The following is an 18,927-nucleotide window of genomic DNA, read 5'->3' as shown; positions in this document are numbered from 1 at the left end:
CGCTAGCAGCTACAAACAAAATAGCAAAAAACCCCTGCACGCCCAGCACGGCCGTGCAGGGCGGGTCAGACATCAATGGCGTCAGCCGACCCGGCGCGCTTGCGCAATTCAAACTTCTGGATCTTGCCGGTGCTGGTCTTGGGCAACTCGCCCATTACCACCGCACGCGGCACCTTGAAGCCAGCCAGGTGTTTCTTGCAGTGCGCCACGATGTCTTCCGGCGTGGTTTGCGCGCCCAATTTCAGTTCAACGAAGGCGCACGGCGTTTCACCCCACTTGGCATCGGGCCGCGCCACCACGGCAGCGGCGAGCACGTCGGGGTGGCGGTAAAGCACGTCTTCCACTTCGATGGACGAGATGTTCTCGCCGCCCGAGATGATGATGTCCTTGCTGCGGTCCTTGATCTTGATGTAGCCATCGGGGTATTGCACGGCCAGGTCGCCGCTGTGGAACCAGCCACCGGCAAACGCTTCTTCGGTCGCCTGCGGGTTCTTCAGGTAACCCTTCATGGCGATGTTGCCCTTGAACATGATCTCACCCATGGTTTCGCCGTCCTGTGGCACGGGCTGCATGGTTTCGGGGTTGAGCACGCGCACATCGCGCTCCAGGTGGTAGCGCACACCCTGGCGGGCATTGAGCCGGGCGCGCTCACCAATGTCCAGTGCATCCCAGGCGGCATGCTTGGCGCACACCGTGGCGGGGCCATATACCTCGGTCAGGCCGTAGACATGGGTCAGGTCGAACCCCATCTTCTCCATGCCTTCGATCATGGAAGCCGGTGGTGCAGCGCCCGCCACCATGGCCTGGATACCCGCGGGGACACCCGTCTTCATGGCCTCGGGTGCGTTGACGAGCAGGCCGTGCACGATGGGCGCACTGCAGTAATGCGTGACGCCGTGGTTACGCATGGCGTCAAAAATCGACTGCGCATCCACACGGCGCAGGCACACGTTGACACCCGCGCGCGCCGCCACCGTCCACGGAAAGCACCAGCCGTTGCAATGGAACATGGGCAGCGTCCACAGGTACACCGCGTGCTTGGGCATGTCCCACTCCAGCACGTTGCTGATGGCGTTGGCCGCCGCGCCCCGGTGGTGGTAGACGACGCCCTTGGGGTTGCCCGTGGTGCCACTGGTGTAGTTGAGCGCAATGGCATCCCACTCGTCGCCCGGCAACTCCCAGGCGAACCGGGCATCCCCCGTGGCCAGAAAAGCTTCGTAGGTGGTGCTGCCCAGTGTTTGGCTGGCTGGGCCATACAGGGCATCCTCCACATCGATCACCAGCAGCGGCGCCGTGCTTTGGCGCAGGGCCAGGGCCTTGGCCATGACGGGGGTGAACTCCGGGTCCACGATCACGGCCTTGGCCTCGCCGTGGTCCAGCATGAAGGCGACGGTCTCCGGATCCAGCCGGGTATTGATGGCGTTGAGTACCGCGCCCGCCATGGGCACCCCAAAGTGCGCCTCCACCATGGGCGGGGTGTTGGGCAGCATGACGGCCACGGTATCGTTCTTGCCAATGCCGCTGCGCTGCAGGGCGCTGGCCAGCTGGCGGCAGCGGGCATAGGTTTGCGCCCAGGTCTGGCGCAAGCTGCCGTGCACGATGGCCAGGCGTTCCGGGTACACCTCGGCCGTACGCTCGATGAAGCCCAGGGGCGACAGGGGCGCAAAGTTGGCCGCATTGCGGGGCAGGTTCTGGTCAAAGATGGAAGTCATGGGTAGTGCTCAGGAGGAAATGTGACTTTAGGACAGGCCATTGCGGCGGTTCATTTTGACCCGGTACATGGCAGCGTCGGCGCTGGCCAGCAGGGTATGGGCATCCTGCGCATCGCGCGGGAACAAACTGAGGCCCACACTGGCGCGCACGGCATAGGGTGTGCCCTGGATATCCAGTGGCTGCTCAAAGGCCTGCTGCAGCTTGAGGGCAATCTGCTCGGCGGCGGCTTCAGAATCGACGTTCTCGCACAGCACGGTAAATTCATCGCCGGCCAGTCGGGCCACGGTATCCACCTGGCGCACCGCCTCCAGAATTACCCGCGCCGTCGCCTTGAGCACAGCGTCGCCCACCGCATGGCCCAGGTTGTCGTTGATCGGCTTGAAATCATCCAGGTCCACAAACAACAACGCGCAGGGCCGGGTGCTGCGCCGCGACATCTCCAGCGCCTGTGTCAGCCGCTGCTCAAACATGCGGCGGTTGGGCAGGCCGGTCAAGGGGTCGTGGTAAGCCAGGTGCTCCATGGCGTCGCGGCTGGCATTGAGTTCGGCCATCTGCAGGCTGATCTGCTGTTCCATGTCGCTGAAACTGCGGGCCAGGTCGCCCAGTTCATCGTGCCGCCGCACCGGCAGCTCCCCATGCGCGCGCCCCTGCGAAAACGCCCGGGTCGCCCGCACCACCGCCTGCAGTGGCCCGGTCACCACACGGGACACCCAGGCCGCCAGCAGCACCCCTGCCAGGCACAGCGCCAGCAGCACTTTGAGAATGCTCTGCCCCAACCCGCCCACGTCGCTCTGGATCACAGCCATGGGCTGCGACAAGCCCACGACCAAAAACCGGCCATCTTCCTGAAACCCCAACGGCATGCGCACAAAAGCCAGCACCTGGGGGTTGCCATCATTGCCCAAATGCTCCAACACCACCTGGCGGCTTTCTCCCTGAAGAATTTGCCCAATCCCGGGCATGCTTTCCTGCGCCAGAATGCGTTGCCCGCGATCAAACCCATAGGTCTGCTGCCGATCGGAATGCGCCAAAAAATCGCCCCAGCGGTTGGTCAGGTAAAAAGCATAGGGCGGCGGAAGGCCTGCGCTGAAGTTGGCAAAAAACCCGCCAGCAGCCACCCGGATGACGACCACGCCCAGCACGCGCCCGTCCTGCACGACATTGGCCGCCATGTTGAACACTGGCTGCTCCGTGCCCTGGTCTGCACCACCTTCATGGTTGAGACCAAACTCGGACATATAAATGGAGTTGGCATCGAGCTTCAGCGTTTCGAAAACGAACGGGAAATGGGCTTTTTCCTGCAGCGCATCGCCCTCCACGCGCACCAGCCCCATACCGGAACGCTCCACGCGCACGAGTTCCAGGCCGTGGTCTTGCGCGCTGATCCACCGGATCTGCAGGTACGAAGGCCGCGCCACCAGCATGGCCTTGAAGGCGCTGGCAAGCCGGTCCCTTTCCAGCACCTGCGCATGCACATCGCCCGGTGCAACGACGGCCTGGGTTTGCGCCACCAGGGATGCCAGCATGGCCGTGTCGCGCGCCACGCTGCCAAACCCGGTCTGCATATGTTGCGTCAGAATCTGCGTGGCCACCAACAGAGAGCTGCGAGCCCGGTCGTTGAGCACGTCGCGGCCTGCCACAAAGGTGAAATAACCCACCAACAACGCCGCAATGATGCTGAAACCAGCCAGCAGCAGCCCCAGGCGAAAACCGATGGTCCAGCGCATGCGTCAGAACCTTTCGGGCCGGTCGCCCGAGACAATGCGCTGCCACAGCCTTTGCCGCCGCTCGGCATCTCCCACAGGCTCCAGCCAAAGGATGGGCCCCTTCACAGCGTCTCCCGCCAGCGCTTCTGGTTCTTCCAGCGTATTGGCCAGCCCCTGGCGGCGCGTCAGTTCACGGCCCACCTGCAGCTCAAGCATGTAGTTGATCCACTGCGCAGCCAGGGCCTGCTGCCTGGAGCGGCTGGAAATAGCCCAACAATCGAGCCATGCCAGCGCTCCCTCGCGGGGCACCACATAGCCGACATCCAGCCCGGCGTCCCGGAACAGCTTGAGTTGCTGCTGGCCATAGTTGGCATGCATCACCGCCACCCCATGCCGGCGGAACAGGTCCAGCGACTCTTCGGGCAGGTTGTAGAACGACAGCAGGTTGCGGCGCAGCGCGACCAAGTCCCGTGACACGGCACCCCACTGCGCCGGGTCCACGCGAAAAGGGGACATTCCCTGGTGCAGGGCCGCCAGCGAAAAAGCATGGCTACTGCCGTCAAAAGCAAGCACGCGCCCTTGCCAGCGCGGGTCCCACAGTACGGCCACCGAATCGGGGGGCTCTGGCAACTGCTGGCGGTCATAGATCAGCCCCATCTCGGAATAGGTATAGGGCAGTGCATACACCAGCCCTTGCCGCGTGATACCGGCAATGGCATCAAGCTGGCGAAAACGGGGCAGTTGCCGCGCCGCATTGGGAATGTCGGCCATGGGCAGGGGCGCCAGTTGCTGCAGTTCCACAAAACGGGCGATCTCGACCGTATTGGCGGCCACCACATCAAAGGCCGGCGCCTTGGTGTCTGCCAGTTTGGCGCGCAAAACATCGTCCGACCCCACAATGGTGACCTCTACCCGCACGCCATGGCGTTTTTCAAACACCGCCACCAGGTCCGGGTCGGCATAGCCAGACCAGGTCAGCACCCGCAAGGTGGTGGGCGCCGCCTGCGCCGAGCCCGCCAGCAAGGCCCACACCAACGCCATCCAAACGGGCAAAACCCACCAGCACCGCATCCGGATCGCGTTCAACGACATGCACAGTCCTTGGGGTGTAACCATAAGCAACGACAAGTTTACGCGGACAATAGCCGGGTGACGATCCCTCAGTCTTTTATCCAGGAACTGCTTGCGCGCGTTGACGTGGTAGAGATCGTCGGCCGCTACGTTCCGCTGAAAAAAGGCGGCGCCAACTTCATGGGACTGTGTCCCTTCCATGGCGAAAAATCCCCTTCTTTCAGCGTCAGCCCATCCAAGCAGTTCTACCATTGTTTTGGCTGCGGCAAGAACGGGAATGCCATCGGTTTTCTCATGGAACACGCCGGCATGGGCTTTGTCGAGGCCGTTCAGGACTTGGCACAGCAAGCTGGTTTACAGGTTCCGGACGATGACGTATCGCCCCAGGAAAAAGAACGCGCCGCCGCCGCGCGGCAAAAGCAGGCCACGCTCACCGATGTGCTGGAAAAGGCCGCCCAGGCCTACCGTGGCCAATTGCGCGTATCCCAGCGGGCCATTGCCTATTTCAAGGCGCGCGGAGTCTCCGGCGCAGTGGCCCGCAGCTACGGGCTGGGCTATGCACCCGAGGGCTGGCGCAACCTGGCCAGCGTGTTTCCCCAATACGACGACCCGCTGCTCGAAGAAAGCGGGCTCGTCATCGTCAACGCGGACGACGGCGACAAGCGCTACGACCGTTTTCGCGACCGGGTGATGTTTCCCATCCGCAACGTCAAAGGCGAATGCATCGGCTTTGGCGGGCGGGTGCTGGGCGACGACAAGCCCAAATACCTCAACTCCCCCGAAACCCCGGTATTCCACAAGGGGCGCGAACTGTATGGCCTGTTCGAGGCGCGTACCGCCATCCGGGAACAGGGCTACGCGCTGGTGACCGAGGGCTACATGGACGTGGTGGCGCTGGCACAGCTGGGTTTTCCCAACACAGTGGCCACCCTGGGCACCGCCTGCACCCCCGACCATGTGCAAAAACTCCTGCGCTTTACGGAGGCAGTGGTGTTCAGCTTCGATGGCGACAATGCGGGCCGCCGCGCCGCCCGCAAGGCACTCGACGGCGCCCTGCCCCATGCCAGCGACACACGCAGCATCAAGTTTCTTTTCTTGCCCCCCGAGCACGACCCGGACAGCTTTGTGCGCGCCCATGGCAGTGACGCCTTCGCCCGCCTGATCGGCGATGCCGTGCCCCTGAGCCGTTTCCTGGTCGATGCCGCCAGCGAGGGCTGCGACCTGGGCACCACCGAAGGGCGAGCCCACATGGCGAGCAACGCACGCCCCTTGTGGAGCCTGCTGCCCGACGGCGCACTCAAGCGGCAACTGCTGGGCGAACTGGCAGAACTGGCGCAACTCGACGTGCGCGACCTGTCCGACCTGTGGCAACAAGCCCATGCACACGAAGCAACCCGACGCCCTGCCGCGACAGCGAGCGACGCCCCTCACTGGGACAACCCGCCCCCCGATGCAGGCTGGTTTGCACCCAGCGACGCAGGCTATGGAAAGCCCACCGGACGCAAGAGCGGCGATTGGAAAAACAGCCGCGGGCCCCGCAAAAACGCCAGCCCCTGGCCGCCCCAGCCCCGCATGCCGCGCAGCCCCGCCACAGGCCGCATCGATCACGCCGCGCGGCTGCTGCTGTCCCACATGGATTTTCTCGAGCACCTGGGCCATGAGGACCACGCTGTGCTATGCGCCCAGCCCGCACCCCATGGCCTGCTCTTCGCCTGGCTGGAAGACCAGTTCCACAACCAGGGCGCCCAGCCCTGGGCCGTGCTGCGCGAGAGCCTGCGGGGCCATGCCTGCGAAGACCTGGCACAGAAGGTGATGACCGGGTCACACGCCCAGACCGAGGGTGACCTGCAGGAATTACGCCTGGAGCTGCGCGACCTGCTCGACCGCATGCTGATCGACGACATCAAGGAACAGCAAAAGACGTTGATCGCGCAGGCAACCCAAGACCCGAGTGCGCTCGAGCGCTACCGCACACTGGAACAAAAACGTAACGCCTTGCAAACAAAAATGGGCAGCCCGTCTTGAAATTTCCTGCTCTTGGTATAATTTAGGGTTGATCGGCAAGAGCGACAGCAGCACCTCCGGGCCGGGCCACCGTGACACACACGCACAACCGCCCAACATACCGCAAGGACTGCACTCCAAATGTTCGCCCAGACATCTTGCCTTTAAGGGTTTACCCCTCGAACCGCAAAGGCTCTGCCTTTGCCGTATCTCCCGCGCCGGAATCCGTGGCGCTTGCGTTTTCTTTGTTTCCTTTTTGATTCTGAGGTTGTCCATGCCCGCTCAAAAGCCCGCGAAGTCGCCCAAGTCCACCCCCGGCACCGCCGCCAAGGCCGCTTCCGCAACTGCCAAGAAACCACCAACCAAGACTGCAACGCCCGCCAAGAAGAGCGCCGCAGTGGCCCCGGTGGTCAAGAAAGCCAAAACTGTGCCCGTGACCAAGCCTTCCGCCAAGACAACCGCTACCGAAGAAACCAAGACCACCCGCGCCAAGACCGCGGTGGAAGCCGACGCAACCGAAACGCCCAAAAAACGCCCGGGCCGCCCTGCCAAAACCGCAGGTGACGCCACGACCAAAGCCCCGGCCAAGCGCGGACGCAAACCCAAGGCCGGCGCTGAATCGGTCGATAGCGACGACGCCGATCTGTCCGACATCGAATCCGACCTGGAAGGCGAAGTCGAGGAAAGCACCGAGACAACGGCCACGGTCGAAAAGGTCAAACCCCTGCGCATGAAAATCAGCAAGGCGAAGGAACGCGCCTTGATGAAGGAATTCGGCCTGGACGAAACCGTCCTGTCCGAAGAAGACATGGCCAAGCGCCGTTCGCGCCTCAAGACCCTGATCAAGCTGGGCAAAACGCGCGGCTACCTCACGCACGGCGAAATTTCCGACCACCTGCCCGACAAGCTGGTGGACCAGGAAACGCTGGAAGTCGTGATTTCGATGCTCAACGACCTGGGCGTGGCGGTGTACGAGCAAACGCCCGACGCCGAGCAGCTTCTGGTCACCAACACCGCCCAGACCGCATCTACCGAAGAAGAAGCCGAAGAAGCCGCCGAAGCCGCCCTGTCTACCGTGGACAGCGAGTTTGGCCGCACGACCGACCCCGTGCGCATGTACATGCGCGAGATGGGTACGGTCGAGCTGCTCACCCGCGAAGGCGAAATCGAAATCGCCAAGCGCATCGAAGGCGGCCTGATGGCCATGATGGAAGCCATCAGTGCATCCCCGGCCACGATTGCCGAAATCCTCAACATGGGCGAGGACATCCGCGAAGGCAAGGTTGTCATCACGACCATCGTTGACGGTTTCTCCAACCCCAACGAGGCCGACGACTACGTGGCCGAGGAAGACTTTGACGAGTTCGACGAAGAAGACGACGACGACGGCAAGGGCGGCAGCAAAGCCCTGACGAAAAAGCTCGAAGAACTCAAAAATGAAGCGCTGCGCCGTTTCGACAGGATGCGCGAGCTGTTCGAGAAGGTCCACAAGATCTACGACAAGGAAGGCTATGGCACACCAGCGTATGTCAAGGCGCAAAGCGCCCTGTCCGCCGAGCTGATGACCATCCGCTTCACCGCCAAAACCATCGAAAAGCTGTGCGACATGGTGCGCGGCCAGGTCGACGACGTGCGCAAAAAAGAGCGTGAACTGCGCCGCATCATCGTGGACAAGTGCGGCATGCCGCAGGAAACCTTCATCAAGGACTTCCCTGCCAACCTGATCAACCTCAAGTGGGTCGAAAAGCAGGCAACCGCTGGCAAGCCCTGGAGCACGGTGATGGGCCGCAACATTCCGCCCATCCAGGACCTGCAGCAAAAACTGATGGACCTGCAAGCGCGCGTGGTGGTGCCGCTGGCCGAGCTCAAGGGCATCAACAAGCGCATGAACGAGGGCGAAGCCACCTCGCGCGACGCCAAGAAGGAGATGATCGAGGCCAACCTGCGCCTAGTGATCTCGATTGCCAAGAAGTACACCAACCGTGGCCTGCAATTCCTCGACCTGATCCAGGAAGGCAACATCGGCCTGATGAAGGCGGTGGACAAGTTCGAATACCGCCGCGGCTACAAGTTCTCGACCTACGCCACGTGGTGGATCCGCCAGGCCATCACGCGCTCGATCGCCGACCAGGCGCGCACCATCCGCATCCCGGTGCACATGATCGAAACCATCAACAAGATGAACCGCATCTCGCGCCAGCACCTGCAAGAGTTTGGCTTCGAGCCCGATGCGTCCGTGCTGGCCGAGAAGATGGAGATCCCCGAGGACAAGATCCGCAAGATCATGAAGATCGCCAAGGAGCCGATCTCGATGGAAACCCCCATCGGCGACGACGACGACAGCCACCTGGGCGACTTCATCGAGGACGGTGCCAACACCGCCCCCATCGACGCCGCCATGCAGGCGGGCCTGCGCGATGTCGTCAAAGACATCCTCGACGGCCTGACACCGCGTGAAGCCAAGGTACTGCGCATGCGCTTTGGCATCGAGATGTCTACCGACCACACGCTGGAAGAAGTGGGCAAGCAGTTCGACGTAACGCGCGAACGCATCCGCCAGATCGAGGCCAAGGCGCTGCGCAAGCTCAAGCACCCCAGCCGCTCAGACAAGCTACGCAGCTTTATCGATTCGCTCTGACACCTGATTGAGTCAGGCTAAAAGCGCCTGTCTCCTTACGGAGGCAGGCGCTTTTGTTTTGGTTTTCAGGAATTTATGGCTCCAACGCATAGACAGCGGGTGCGAGCAGCTATCACATAAATAGCAAATCAAATCGCCATTAACGAACCGCGGCGGCTGCGCGCAGCGACTCCACATCCTCAAGTGCATACCCCAGCTGCGACAAAAGCTCCTGCGTGTGTGCGCCCAGCACCGGCGGCTGCAGCCGCACGCCCAGGCGCTGGCCGTCCATGCGCAGCGGGAACAAGGTAGTGCGCGCAGTCTGCCCGGCGCGCTCGCCGTCGGGCAGGGTGATGTCGGCCAGGCCGCCCGTGGCGTTGAGGTGCGGGTCGTCGTAGAGCTGCTCGGGCCGCACGATGGGTGCATACGGCAGGCCGTTGCGCTCGAACAGGTCGGAGAGTTCGGCCGCCGAACGCGTTGCCAGGCGGCTGCGCAGCTCGGGGAGCATCGTGGCACGCTGGCGCACGCGGTCGTTGTTGGTGGCCAGCTGCGGGTCGGCCTTGAGGTCGGCAAAGCCCAGCGCATCGCAAAAGGTGTTCCACTGCGCATCGCTCACCGCGGCCAAGAAGATCTGCTCGCCATCCTTCACACTGAACACGTCGTACAGGCCCCAGGACGAAATGCGCTCGGGCATGGGCGCGGCGGGCTGGCCGGTGACGGCGTACTGCAGCATGTGCTGGCCGACGAGGAAGACGTTGTTCTCGAACAGGGCCGAATCCACCTCCTGCCCGCGCCCGGTAATGCCGCGCTGCATGAGTGCGGCCATGGCACCGATGGCGCCAAACATGCCGCCCATGATGTCGTTCACGCTGGAGCCTGCGCGCAGCGGGTCGCCCGGGCGGCCGGTCATGTAGGCCAGGCCGCCCATCATCTGCACCACCTCGTCCAGCGCGGTGCGGTGCTCGTAGGGGCCAGGCAAGAAACCGGTGTGGTTGACGTAGATAAGGCGCGGGTTCACTGCGCTGAGTGCGGCGTAGTCCAGCCCGTACTTGGCGAGAGACCCGGGCTTGAAGTTCTGCAGCACCACGTCGGCCGACGCGGCCAGCTTTTGCGCCACGGCCATGCCCTGCGGGTGGCGCAGGTCGATGGCAATGCTTTTCTTGTTGCGGTTGAAGAGTGGAAAAAACCCCGCCCCTGCCCCCAGCAGGTGGCGCGTGCGGTCGCCCTCAATGGGCTCGACCTTGATGACCTCGGCCCCCAGGTCGCCCAGCACCATGCCGCAGGTGGGGCCCATGACCATGTGCGAGAACTCGACCACGCGCAGGCCGCTCAGCGGCAGCGCCGGGCTGGGCGTTGCCGCAGTGGCGCTGTGTGAAGCTGTCATGAAAATTCCTTCAAAAGCACCTGCCGCTCAAGCGCAGGCCGATACAGCCCGCCACGGCGGGCACCGGGATGATGCCAGAGCAATTCGTGGCAGAGTTGCAACACTTGTATGGCTTGTGCAGCTTTCTCCCATGCATGCGCCGCTGGCATGCGTTTGGAGCTATTAAACTTGTAGCAAATACGGTTCGGCGCTATAGTGCCCCACGCGCCCCGCCACAAGGCACCGCACCGCCACCCATCCCTTCATGCGCTAGGAGAAGCCTCATGAGCTCCAAAGAAAACGTCGCCATTTTCCAATTGTTCGAGCGGCTTGAGTGCCGGTACGCCCTGCGCGTGCTGTGGGCGCTGCGCGATGGCCATCCGCAAACCTTCCGGCTGCTGCAAGACAGCGTGGGTGGCATCACACCCAACACGCTCAACACCCGCATCAAGGAACTGCGCGAGGCCGGCCTGATCGACCATGGCAGCGATGGCTATGCCGTCACCGCGTCGGGCAGCGACCTGCTCAAGCGGCTGAGCGATGTGCAGGCCTTTGCCAACCGCTGGGCGGCCAACCGCGCCAAAAAATAATTCCATTTCTAAATCATCCGTGTCGTTGTTGCTGCGCCTTGTCGTACTGCAGCACTGCCTGCGGCTTCGCGCCGAGACACGAATGATTTGGAAACGGAATAAGGCAAACGCTCTGCCCTGCTCACCAGGGACTTTGAAAGAAATTGGCCTCCAACGCAATACCATAAAGCGCTGGAAGCTATTATTTTTATAGCTTATAAAAGGAAATCACCATGGCATTCACCACCACTGCCTCCGGCCTGCAATACGAAGACACCACCGTGGGCGAAGGCGCCGAGGCGGCCAAGGGCCAACAGGTCACGGTGCACTACACCGGCTGGCTCTACAACGACGGCTTGCAAGGCGCCAAGTTTGATTCCAGCCGCGACCGCAACGATCCCTTCGTGTTCGGCCTGGGCGCTGGCATGGTCATCAAGGGCTGGGACGAAGGCGTGCAGGGCATGAAGATTGGTGGCCAGCGCACCCTGATCATTCCGGCAGCACTGGGCTACGGCGCACGCGGCGCAGGCGGCGTGATTCCCCCCAATGCGACGCTGAAGTTCGACGTGGAATTGCTCAAAACCGGGCGCTGAACTAAATACCCCCTGCGGCGCTTCGCGCCTTCCCCTTCTCTCGCTTCGCTGCGCGATGCGGGAAGGGGGACACCGCCAGCGCCCGTACCGAGGATTGCTGGCGGCCCTTGCGCGGCGGTCACTGGCTTCGGCCACGCCGGTTTCAAGGGCTGCGGGCACCGCACAACGGCAGGCCCATCGCCTGGGCCTGTCGCCTACATCTCTAAGCGCACCGGGGGCCGCAGCGGCGGCGGCCTGGTCAGCCAGCTCACCAGCACGGCCGACACCAGCCCCGCCGGCACACCAAACACCCCCGCTGAAATGGGCTGAATGCCAAACCACAGGCCATCGGCCAGCAACCCGTGCGGCAAGACTGCCCGCAGGCTGGACACGTGCGAGAGCATGTAATACGCCGCCAGCCCCAGGCCACACAACATCCCGGCCACAGCGCCCTGGCGCGTGGTGCCGCGCCAGAAGATGCCCAGCACCATCACCGGCACAAACGCCGATGCCGCCAGCGAGAACGAGGCCGACACCAGCGGCAAAATGTCCGACGGCTTGAGTGCGGCCACAAACGCTGCCGCCAGCGCCACGGCCAACAGCGTGAACTTGGTCAGTATCACGCGCTGCTCGGGCGAGGCGTTGCGCGGCTTGGCCTGGAAATACAAGTCGCGCACCAGCGCATTGCTGATGGTGAGCAACAAGCCATCGGCGGTGGACAAGGCAGCCGCCAGCCCCCCGGCTGCCACCAGGCCCGACACCACATAAGGCAAACCGCCCAGCTCCGGCGTGGCCAGCATGATGAGGTCGGCGCCCAGGTGGATTTCGCCAAACTGCACAAGGCCATCGCCATTCATGTCTTCAATCGACAGCAGCGAGGCATCGACCCGCGCCCACTGCGCTATCCAGTTCGGCAAGGCGTCGAAATGGCTGCCCACCAGGTTGTTCATGACTTCAAACTTGACCAGAACGGCAAGGGCCGGGGCACTGAGGTACAGCAAGGCAATGAAGAACAGCGACCAGGCTACCGAGGCACGTGCCCCCGCCACCGTGGGCGAGGTGTAGTAGCGCATGAGCAGATGCGGCAGCCCGGCAGTGCCCACCATCAGGCAGAACATGAGCGCCAGAAAATTGCGCCGCGAATCGGTGAATGCTGCCTGCTCCTCCGGCGTGCCGTCGGGGTAGCCCGCATACGCATGGCTGTGCCGCGGCAGACCGCCCAGGGGCTGCGCACGCTCGTAGTTCTCCTGCATCAGCTTTGTCCAGCGCTCGCGCGCCGCCGTGGCGTCGCGTGGCAGGGCCGCCAGTTCGCGGCTAGCGGCAACGATCAGGCCGACATCGGCATTCTTGGCGCGCAGTACGCGGATTTTTTCGCGGATGGCGATGCGCTCGTCTTCCAGTGCGGCCTCGACGTTCTCCAGGCGTGCTTCGTAATCACGCGCCCGCGCCAGGTACGCAGCCACCACCTCGTATTCGGCAGGCGATGCCAGCAGTTGGGCCTCCATATCGGCGATCTTGCTGATCTGCGTGCCATAGACCAGAGGCGCCACGGGGTTGCCCAGCTGCTTGTAGGCCAGCCACGACACAGGAATCAGAAAAGCCAGCAGCAGCACCACATACTGCGCCACTTGTGTCCAGGTAATGGCACGCATGCCCCCCAGAAAGGAGCAGAGCAGCACCCCGCCCAGGCCGAGCATGATGCCGATCTCGAACTGCACCCCGGTCAGGCGCGAAGCAATCAGGCCCACGCCGTAGATTTGCGCCACCACATAAGTGAACGAACACACCACGGCGGCCAGCGCGGCAATCACCCGGGGCCAGCGCCCGCCAAAGCGCACCTGGAAAAAATCAGGCACGGTGTACAGCCCCATGGCCCGCAGGTGGGGCGCCACCAGAATCGCCACCAGACAAAACCCGCCCGTCCAGCCCAGCAGGTAGGCCAGCCCCCCGGCGTGGCCCGGCGTGCCCGAAAAGCCCTGCAGGTACAAGGCCCCCGAGAGGCTGATGAACGAGGCCGCGCTCATCCAGTCGGCGGCGGCCGCCATGCCGTTGTACATGGGCGGAATGCGCCGCCCGGCCACGTAGTATTCCTCGGCGTCGGTGGTGCGGCCATAGACCCCGATACCGGCGTACACCATGACGGAGAGGAACAGGAAGATCGGCCCGATCCAGTGGCGCGACAGGCCCCGGCTTTCGGCCCAGGTCATGAGCGCCAAAAATCCCAGAACCCCGAGCACGTAAGCACCGAGGATGCGGTGCAGCCGCCAGAGATAGGCCTTGTCGCCGTCCGCCGCGCCGTTTTCAGCCATGGCGGGTTGGTGGTGGCGGAGATGCCGAGGGCAGATCGGCCTGGGCCGCGTCCTGTCGCTCAAAGCGGTTCATGGCCCAGCAATAGACCACGACAATGGCCATGAACACCAGCACGGCGCCCTGTGCCGCGATCCAGAAGCCCAAAGGCCAGCCGCCCACCACGATGGTCTCCAGGTCGCGCGCAAAATACATGGCCACAAACGACACCAGCACCCACAGCAGCAGCAACCCCCCTTTGAGCTGCAGATGCCGCACATCGTGCAGATCGGGCGGGAACGGGCCCGCCAGCTCAGCCTCGTGGGAAGGTGGTGGCGGCTGCATCATGGGGTTTGCTGCGGGCACCGTGCGCAGGGGGTCTGGCCTGGCTCAGCGCGCCAGCTGCTGCCAGGTGGCAATCACGCTGTCGGGGTTGAGCGAGATGGACGTGATGCCCTCCTTGGCCAGCCACTGGGCAAAGTCTGGGTGGTCGCTGGGGCCCTGGCCGCAAATGCCGATGTATTTGCCCTGGGCAAGGCAAGCCTTGATGGCCATGTGGATCAAGGCCTCGACAGCGGGGTCGCGTTCATCGAAGTCGCGTGCCAGCAGCTCCAGGCCCGAGTCACGGTCCAGGCCCAGGGTGAGCTGGGTCAGGTCGTTGGAGCCGATGGAGAAACCGTCGAAGAAGGCGAGGAACTGCTCGGCCAGGATGGCGTTGCTCGGGATCTCGCACATCATGATGAGCTTGAGCTCGTTCTCACCGCGTTTCAAGCCATGCTGCGCCAGCAGTTGCGTGACCCGCTCGGCCTGGCCCAGCGTGCGCACAAAGGGCACCATGACCTGCACGTTGGTCAGGCCCATGTCGTTGCGCACGCGCTTCAAGGCCTCGCATTCCATGGCGAAGGCCTCGCCAAACTCCACGCTCACATAACGCGCCGCGCCGCGGAAGCCCAGCATGGGGTTCTCTTCCTCTGGCTCGTAGCGGCTGCCGCCGATAAGCTTGCGGTACTCGTTGCTCTTGAAGTCCGACAGGCGCACGATGACCGGCTTGGGCCAGAAGGCCGCGGCAATGGTGGCCACGCCCTCGGCCACTTTGTCCACATAGAAGGCACGGGGGCTGGCGTGGCCGCGCGCCACGGATTCCACGGCTTTCTTCAGGTCCGAATCGATGTTCGGATAATCAAGAATGGCCTTGGGGTGCACGCCAATGTTGTTGTTGATGATGAACTCGAGCCGCGCCAGGCCCACGCCTTCGTTGGGCAACTGGCAAAAGTCAAACGCCAACTGCGGGTTGCCCACGTTCATCATGATCTTGGTGGCAATGGACGGCATGGTGCCGCGCTGCACCTCGGTCACTTCGGTCTCCAGCAGGCCGTCGTAGATGTGGCCGGTATCGCCCTCGGCGCAGCTCACGGTGACCAGGGTGCCGTCCACCAGCTTGTCGGTGGCGTTGCCGCAGCCCACCACGGCCGGAATGCCCAGCTCGCGCGCAATGATGGCGGCGTGGCAGGTGCGCCCGCCCCGGTTGGTGACGATGGCGCTGGCGCGCTTCATCACCGGCTCCCAGTTCGGGTCGGTCATGTCGGTCACGAGCACGTCACCGGGCTGCACCTTGTCCATCTCGGAAATGTTGTGCACCAGCCGCACCGGGCCGGTGCCGATCTTCTGGCCAATGGCGCGGCCTTCGGCGAGCACCGGGCCCGTGCCCTTGAGCTTGTAGCGCAGTTCGGCCTGGCCCTGGACCTGGCTCTTCACGGTTTCGGGGCGCGCCTGCAGGATGTAGAGCAGGCCGTCTTCGCCGTCCTTGCCCCATTCGATGTCCATCGGGCGGCCGTAGTGCTGCTCGATGACCAGCGCGTAGTGCGCCAGTTGCTGCACGTCGGCGTCGGTGAGCGAATAGCGGTTGCGCTGCTCGGCCGGCACGTCGGTGGTTTTGATGAGCTTGCCTTTGAGCGCGCCTTCGGCTTTTTCTTCGGGCGTGGTGAACACCATCTGGATCAGCTTGGAGCCCAGGTTGCGCCGGATCACGGCCTGCTTGCCCGCTTTGAGCATGGGCTTGTGCACATAAAACTCATCCGGGTTCACAGCGCCTTGCACCACTGTCTCGCCCAGGCCGTAGCTGCTGGTGATGAAAACCACGTCCTCAAAGCCCGATTCGGTGTCGATGGTGAACATGACCCCTGCCGCGCCCAGGTCGGAGCGCACCATGCGCTGCACGCCCGCCGACAGCGCCACCACATCGTGCGCAAAACCCTTGTGCACGCGGTAGCTGATGGCGCGGTCGTTGTAGAGGCTGGCAAACACCTCTTTCATCTTGTGCAGCACCTCTTCGATGCCATGCACATTCAAAAAGGTTTCCTGCTGGCCCGCAAACGAGGCGTCGGGCAGATCTTCGGCCGTGGCGGACGAACGCACGGCGAAACTGGCGTGGGGGTTGTCGGCAGAGAAGCGGGCAAACTCGTCCCGAATGGCCTGCTCCAGATCGGCCGGAAAAGGCTGGATCTCGACCATGGCGCGGATCTCTGCGCCCACCTGGGCCAGCGCGCGCACATCCTCGGTATCGAGGCTGGCAAGCTTCTGGCTGATGCGATCGGCCAGGCCGTCATGCGCCAGAAACTGGCGAAACGCATGGGCCGTGGTGGCAAAACCGGTAGGCACACGCACGCCCTGCGGCAGTTGCGAGATCATCTCGCCGAGGGAGGCGTTTTTGCCGCCCACCGACTCGACGTCGGTCATTCTCAGGTTTTCAAACGGTACGACCAAGGCGGTCGCGTTGAACAATGCAGACATGGGAAAGCTCCAGAAGTTGAAACCGGGTCTGCGCCCACGCCCTGGAGGAGCAATGGGCGAGCGTCCAGGCGCGAGGCTCGGCTTTGTCGTTGTGGTTGTAGACCGACGGCGCGCATGGTGAGAATTCGGATAATGTTCACAATTGTAGGCCCGCGCTTCTGGCAAAGGGCTGACGCTTCTAAAAAGGCCCCTCATGCATTCGCGCACCGTGTTTTTTGTCTCTGACGGCACCGGCATCACCGCCGAAACCTTTGGCAACGCCATCCTGGCCCAGTTCGAATTGGTACCGCGCCGGGTGCGCCTGCCCTTTGTCGACACCGTGGACAAGGCGCACCAGGCCGTGCGCCAGATCAATCACACGGCCGAGATCGAAGGGCGCAAGAGCATTGTTTTCACCACCCTGGTGAACATGGAAGTGCTCAAAGTGATCCAGGAAGGCTGCAAGGGCAAGCTGCTGGACATGTTTGGCACCTTTGTGCACCCGCTGGAGGTGGAGCTGGGCGTCAAGTCGCACCACCGCGTGGGGCGCTTCTCGGACATCAGCCGTAGCAAGGAATACCACGACCGCATCGAAGCCATCAACTACAGCCTGGCGCACGACGACGGCCAGAGCCACAAGAACCTGGAAGCCGCCGACGTGATCCTGGTCGGCGTCAGCCGCAGCGGCAAAACCCCCACCAGCCTGTACCTGGCCATGCAGCATGGGCTGAAGGCCGCCAACTACCCGCTCATCCCCGAAGACTTCGACCGCCGCCAACTCCCCCCGGCTTTGGTGCCACACCGCAAAAAAATCTTCGGCCTGACGATCAGCGCCGAGCGACTGTCCGAGATTCGCAGCGAACGCCGCCTCGGGTCGCGCTACGCCAGCCTGGAGAACTGCCGCATGGAGGTGCAGGAAGCGGAGTCCATGATGCGCCGCTCGGGCATTCGCTGGCAGTCCACCACCACCAAATCCATCGAAGAGATCGCCACCACCATCCTGCAGGAACTGCACCCCGACCGCCTCAACTACTGAATTGATAGCTGCCAGCGCCTGTATCCATTGCCTTATCGGCTATTTTTACTTAAATTTTCCAGTACCCACCGGCCAGGCCAGCCTCAGCCCATCTGCGCAATCGCCTGGCGGAAACGGCGCAGCGACAGGGCAAACATCACCGCGCCAATCAGCAGCAGCGCCACGAAGGATGGCCACACCACAGCCAGGCCCGCCCCGCGGAACAAAATGGCCTGGCCCAGCTCGGTGAAATGCGTGGTGGGTGCGAGCGACATCACCGCTTGCACCCACTCGGGCATGCTCTCGCGCGGCGTCATGCCGCCCGAGAGCATTTGCAGCGGCAGCATCACCAGCATGACCAGCAGGCCGAACTGCGGCATGTTGCGTGCCAGCGTCGCCATGAAGATGCCCAGCGACGTGGTGGCAAACAGGTGCAGCACCACGCCACCAAAGAACAGCCACAGCGAGCCCTCCACCGGCACCCGCAGCAGCCCCAGCACAACGCCGTGCAGGGACAGCAGCGTCGCCACCACCACCACCAACCCCATGGCCCACACCTTGGCCAGCATGATTTCGGTGGGCGTCACCGGCATGACCAAGAGGTGCTCGACGGTGCCATGCTCGCGCTCGCGAATCAGCGCCGCGCCGGTCAGGATGATCGAGAGCATGGTGACCTGCGAGACCAGTTCCATCAGGGAACCAAACCACACATTCGAGAGCGTGGGGTTAAAGCGCATGCGCGTCACCAGCTCTACCGGGGGAGCCTGCGTGCCCCGGTTGCGCTGCACGAACTCACCCACCTCGCCCGCCACGATCTGCTGGGCCAGGCCGCTGCCTGCAAACGCCTGGCTCATGCGCGTAGCGTCCACATTGAGCTGCACAGTGGGCGAGCGCCCGGCCAGCACATCGCGCTGCAGGTTCGGCGGAATGACCAGCACCAGCGTGTAATGGCCTGCATCCAGCGCCGGATCGACCTGGGCATTGGTGATGCGCACCGGCGCATTGAACGCAGGCGGGTAAAACGCACTGAAAATACGCGCCGACAGGGCCGAATCGTCCTCGTCCACGATGGCCATCGGCGTGTGGTGCAGCGTTTCGGGCATGGCCGTTCCCGCGGTGTAGATCGCCACGGTAAAGGTGTAGACAATCAGGACCAACATCATCGGGTCGCGCCACAGGCTCCATAGCTCCTTGACGCCCAGCAGGCGGATGTTGGTCAGGTGGTGCAGCAGGCGGCGCATG

13 protein-coding genes are annotated in these 18,927 nt (G+C 63.4%); 5 read left to right on the top strand and 8 right to left on the bottom strand.

Features of this window, described 5'->3' with window-relative positions; all coding sequences use genetic code 11:
• Positions 1–65 precede the first annotated feature (65 nt).
• The 3 genes from C8D04_RS02930 to C8D04_RS02920 are packed head-to-tail and all read right to left on the bottom strand — an operon-like array spanning position 66 to position 4,511.
• On the bottom strand, positions 66–1,712 hold the full coding sequence (locus C8D04_RS02930) for an acyl-CoA synthetase (RefSeq protein ID WP_116003530.1): 1,647 nt from the start codon (positions 1,710–1,712) through the stop codon (positions 66–68).
• Between the two features lie 27 nt (positions 1,713–1,739).
• On the bottom strand, positions 1,740–3,440 hold the full coding sequence (locus C8D04_RS02925) for a diguanylate cyclase (protein ID WP_116003529.1): 1,701 nt from the start codon (positions 3,438–3,440) through the stop codon (positions 1,740–1,742).
• Between the two features lie 3 nt (positions 3,441–3,443).
• Positions 3,444–4,511 carry an extracellular solute-binding protein gene (locus tag C8D04_RS02920; RefSeq protein WP_347708406.1) on the bottom strand — a complete coding sequence of 356 codons (1,068 nt, stop codon included), beginning with the start codon at positions 4,509–4,511 and terminating at the stop codon, positions 3,444–3,446.
• A 57-nt stretch (positions 4,512–4,568) separates the two neighbouring features.
• Between C8D04_RS02920 and dnaG the strand changes: the two genes are divergently transcribed.
• Positions 4,569–6,515, top strand: a complete 1,947-nt coding sequence (gene dnaG, locus C8D04_RS02915; RefSeq protein ID WP_116003527.1) for a DNA primase — start codon at positions 4,569–4,571, stop codon at positions 6,513–6,515.
• 253 nt (positions 6,516–6,768) lie between these two features.
• Positions 6,769–9,132, top strand: coding sequence for an RNA polymerase sigma factor RpoD (gene rpoD / locus C8D04_RS02910; RefSeq protein WP_116003526.1), 2,364 nt, complete (start codon positions 6,769–6,771; stop codon positions 9,130–9,132).
• Between the two features lie 139 nt (positions 9,133–9,271).
• On the opposite strand, the gene C8D04_RS02905 is transcribed toward rpoD, so the two are convergent.
• Positions 9,272–10,495, bottom strand: coding sequence for a CaiB/BaiF CoA-transferase family protein (locus C8D04_RS02905; RefSeq protein ID WP_116003525.1), 1,224 nt, complete (start codon positions 10,493–10,495; stop codon positions 9,272–9,274).
• A 263-nt stretch (positions 10,496–10,758) separates the two neighbouring features.
• On the opposite strand from C8D04_RS02905, the gene C8D04_RS02900 reads away from it, so the two are divergent.
• On the top strand, positions 10,759–11,064 hold the full coding sequence (locus tag C8D04_RS02900) for a winged helix-turn-helix transcriptional regulator (RefSeq protein WP_116003524.1): 306 nt from the start codon (positions 10,759–10,761) through the stop codon (positions 11,062–11,064).
• Between the two features lie 212 nt (positions 11,065–11,276).
• Positions 11,277–11,636, top strand: coding sequence for an FKBP-type peptidyl-prolyl cis-trans isomerase (locus C8D04_RS02895; RefSeq protein WP_116003523.1), 360 nt, complete (start codon positions 11,277–11,279; stop codon positions 11,634–11,636).
• 194 nt (positions 11,637–11,830) lie between these two features.
• On the opposite strand, the gene C8D04_RS02890 is transcribed toward C8D04_RS02895, so the two are convergent.
• From C8D04_RS02890 to ppsA, 3 genes are read right to left on the bottom strand one after another with little or no spacing between them, the layout of a single operon-like run.
• Positions 11,831–13,924 carry a VC_2705 family sodium/solute symporter gene (locus tag C8D04_RS02890; protein WP_116003522.1) on the bottom strand — a complete coding sequence of 698 codons (2,094 nt, stop codon included), beginning with the start codon at positions 13,922–13,924 and terminating at the stop codon, positions 11,831–11,833.
• The gene (locus tag C8D04_RS02885; protein WP_116003521.1) at positions 13,917–14,249 is read right to left on the bottom strand and encodes a DUF4212 domain-containing protein; all 333 of its coding nucleotides are present in this window, start codon (positions 14,247–14,249) and stop codon (positions 13,917–13,919) included. The genes C8D04_RS02890 and C8D04_RS02885 overlap by 8 nt, the downstream gene beginning before the upstream one ends.
• A gap of 42 nt (positions 14,250–14,291) precedes the next feature.
• A complete protein-coding gene (ppsA, locus tag C8D04_RS02880) occupies positions 14,292–16,691 on the bottom strand; it encodes a phosphoenolpyruvate synthase (protein WP_116003520.1) in 2,400 nt (799 codons plus the stop codon).
• Between the two features lie 193 nt (positions 16,692–16,884).
• Here ppsA and C8D04_RS02875 point away from each other — a divergent pair, with 193 nt between their 5' ends.
• The gene (locus C8D04_RS02875; protein ID WP_116003519.1) at positions 16,885–17,706 is read left to right on the top strand and encodes a pyruvate, water dikinase regulatory protein; all 822 of its coding nucleotides are present in this window, start codon (positions 16,885–16,887) and stop codon (positions 17,704–17,706) included.
• A gap of 83 nt (positions 17,707–17,789) precedes the next feature.
• Here the strand turns inward: C8D04_RS02875 and C8D04_RS02870 are convergent, their stop codons facing one another.
• Positions 17,790–18,926: an ABC transporter permease gene (locus tag C8D04_RS02870; protein ID WP_116003518.1), complete on the bottom strand. Its 1,137-nt coding sequence runs from the start codon at positions 18,924–18,926 to the stop codon at positions 17,790–17,792.
• Position 18,927: the final 1 nt, after the last annotated feature.

The sequence above is a fragment of the Simplicispira sp. 125 genome (genome assembly GCF_003096555.1).
GTDB lineage: Bacteria > Pseudomonadota > Gammaproteobacteria > Burkholderiales > Burkholderiaceae_C > Simplicispira.
The sequence above is the reverse complement of the archived record's forward strand: the minus strand, read 5'-3'. Positions and strand labels throughout refer to the sequence as shown.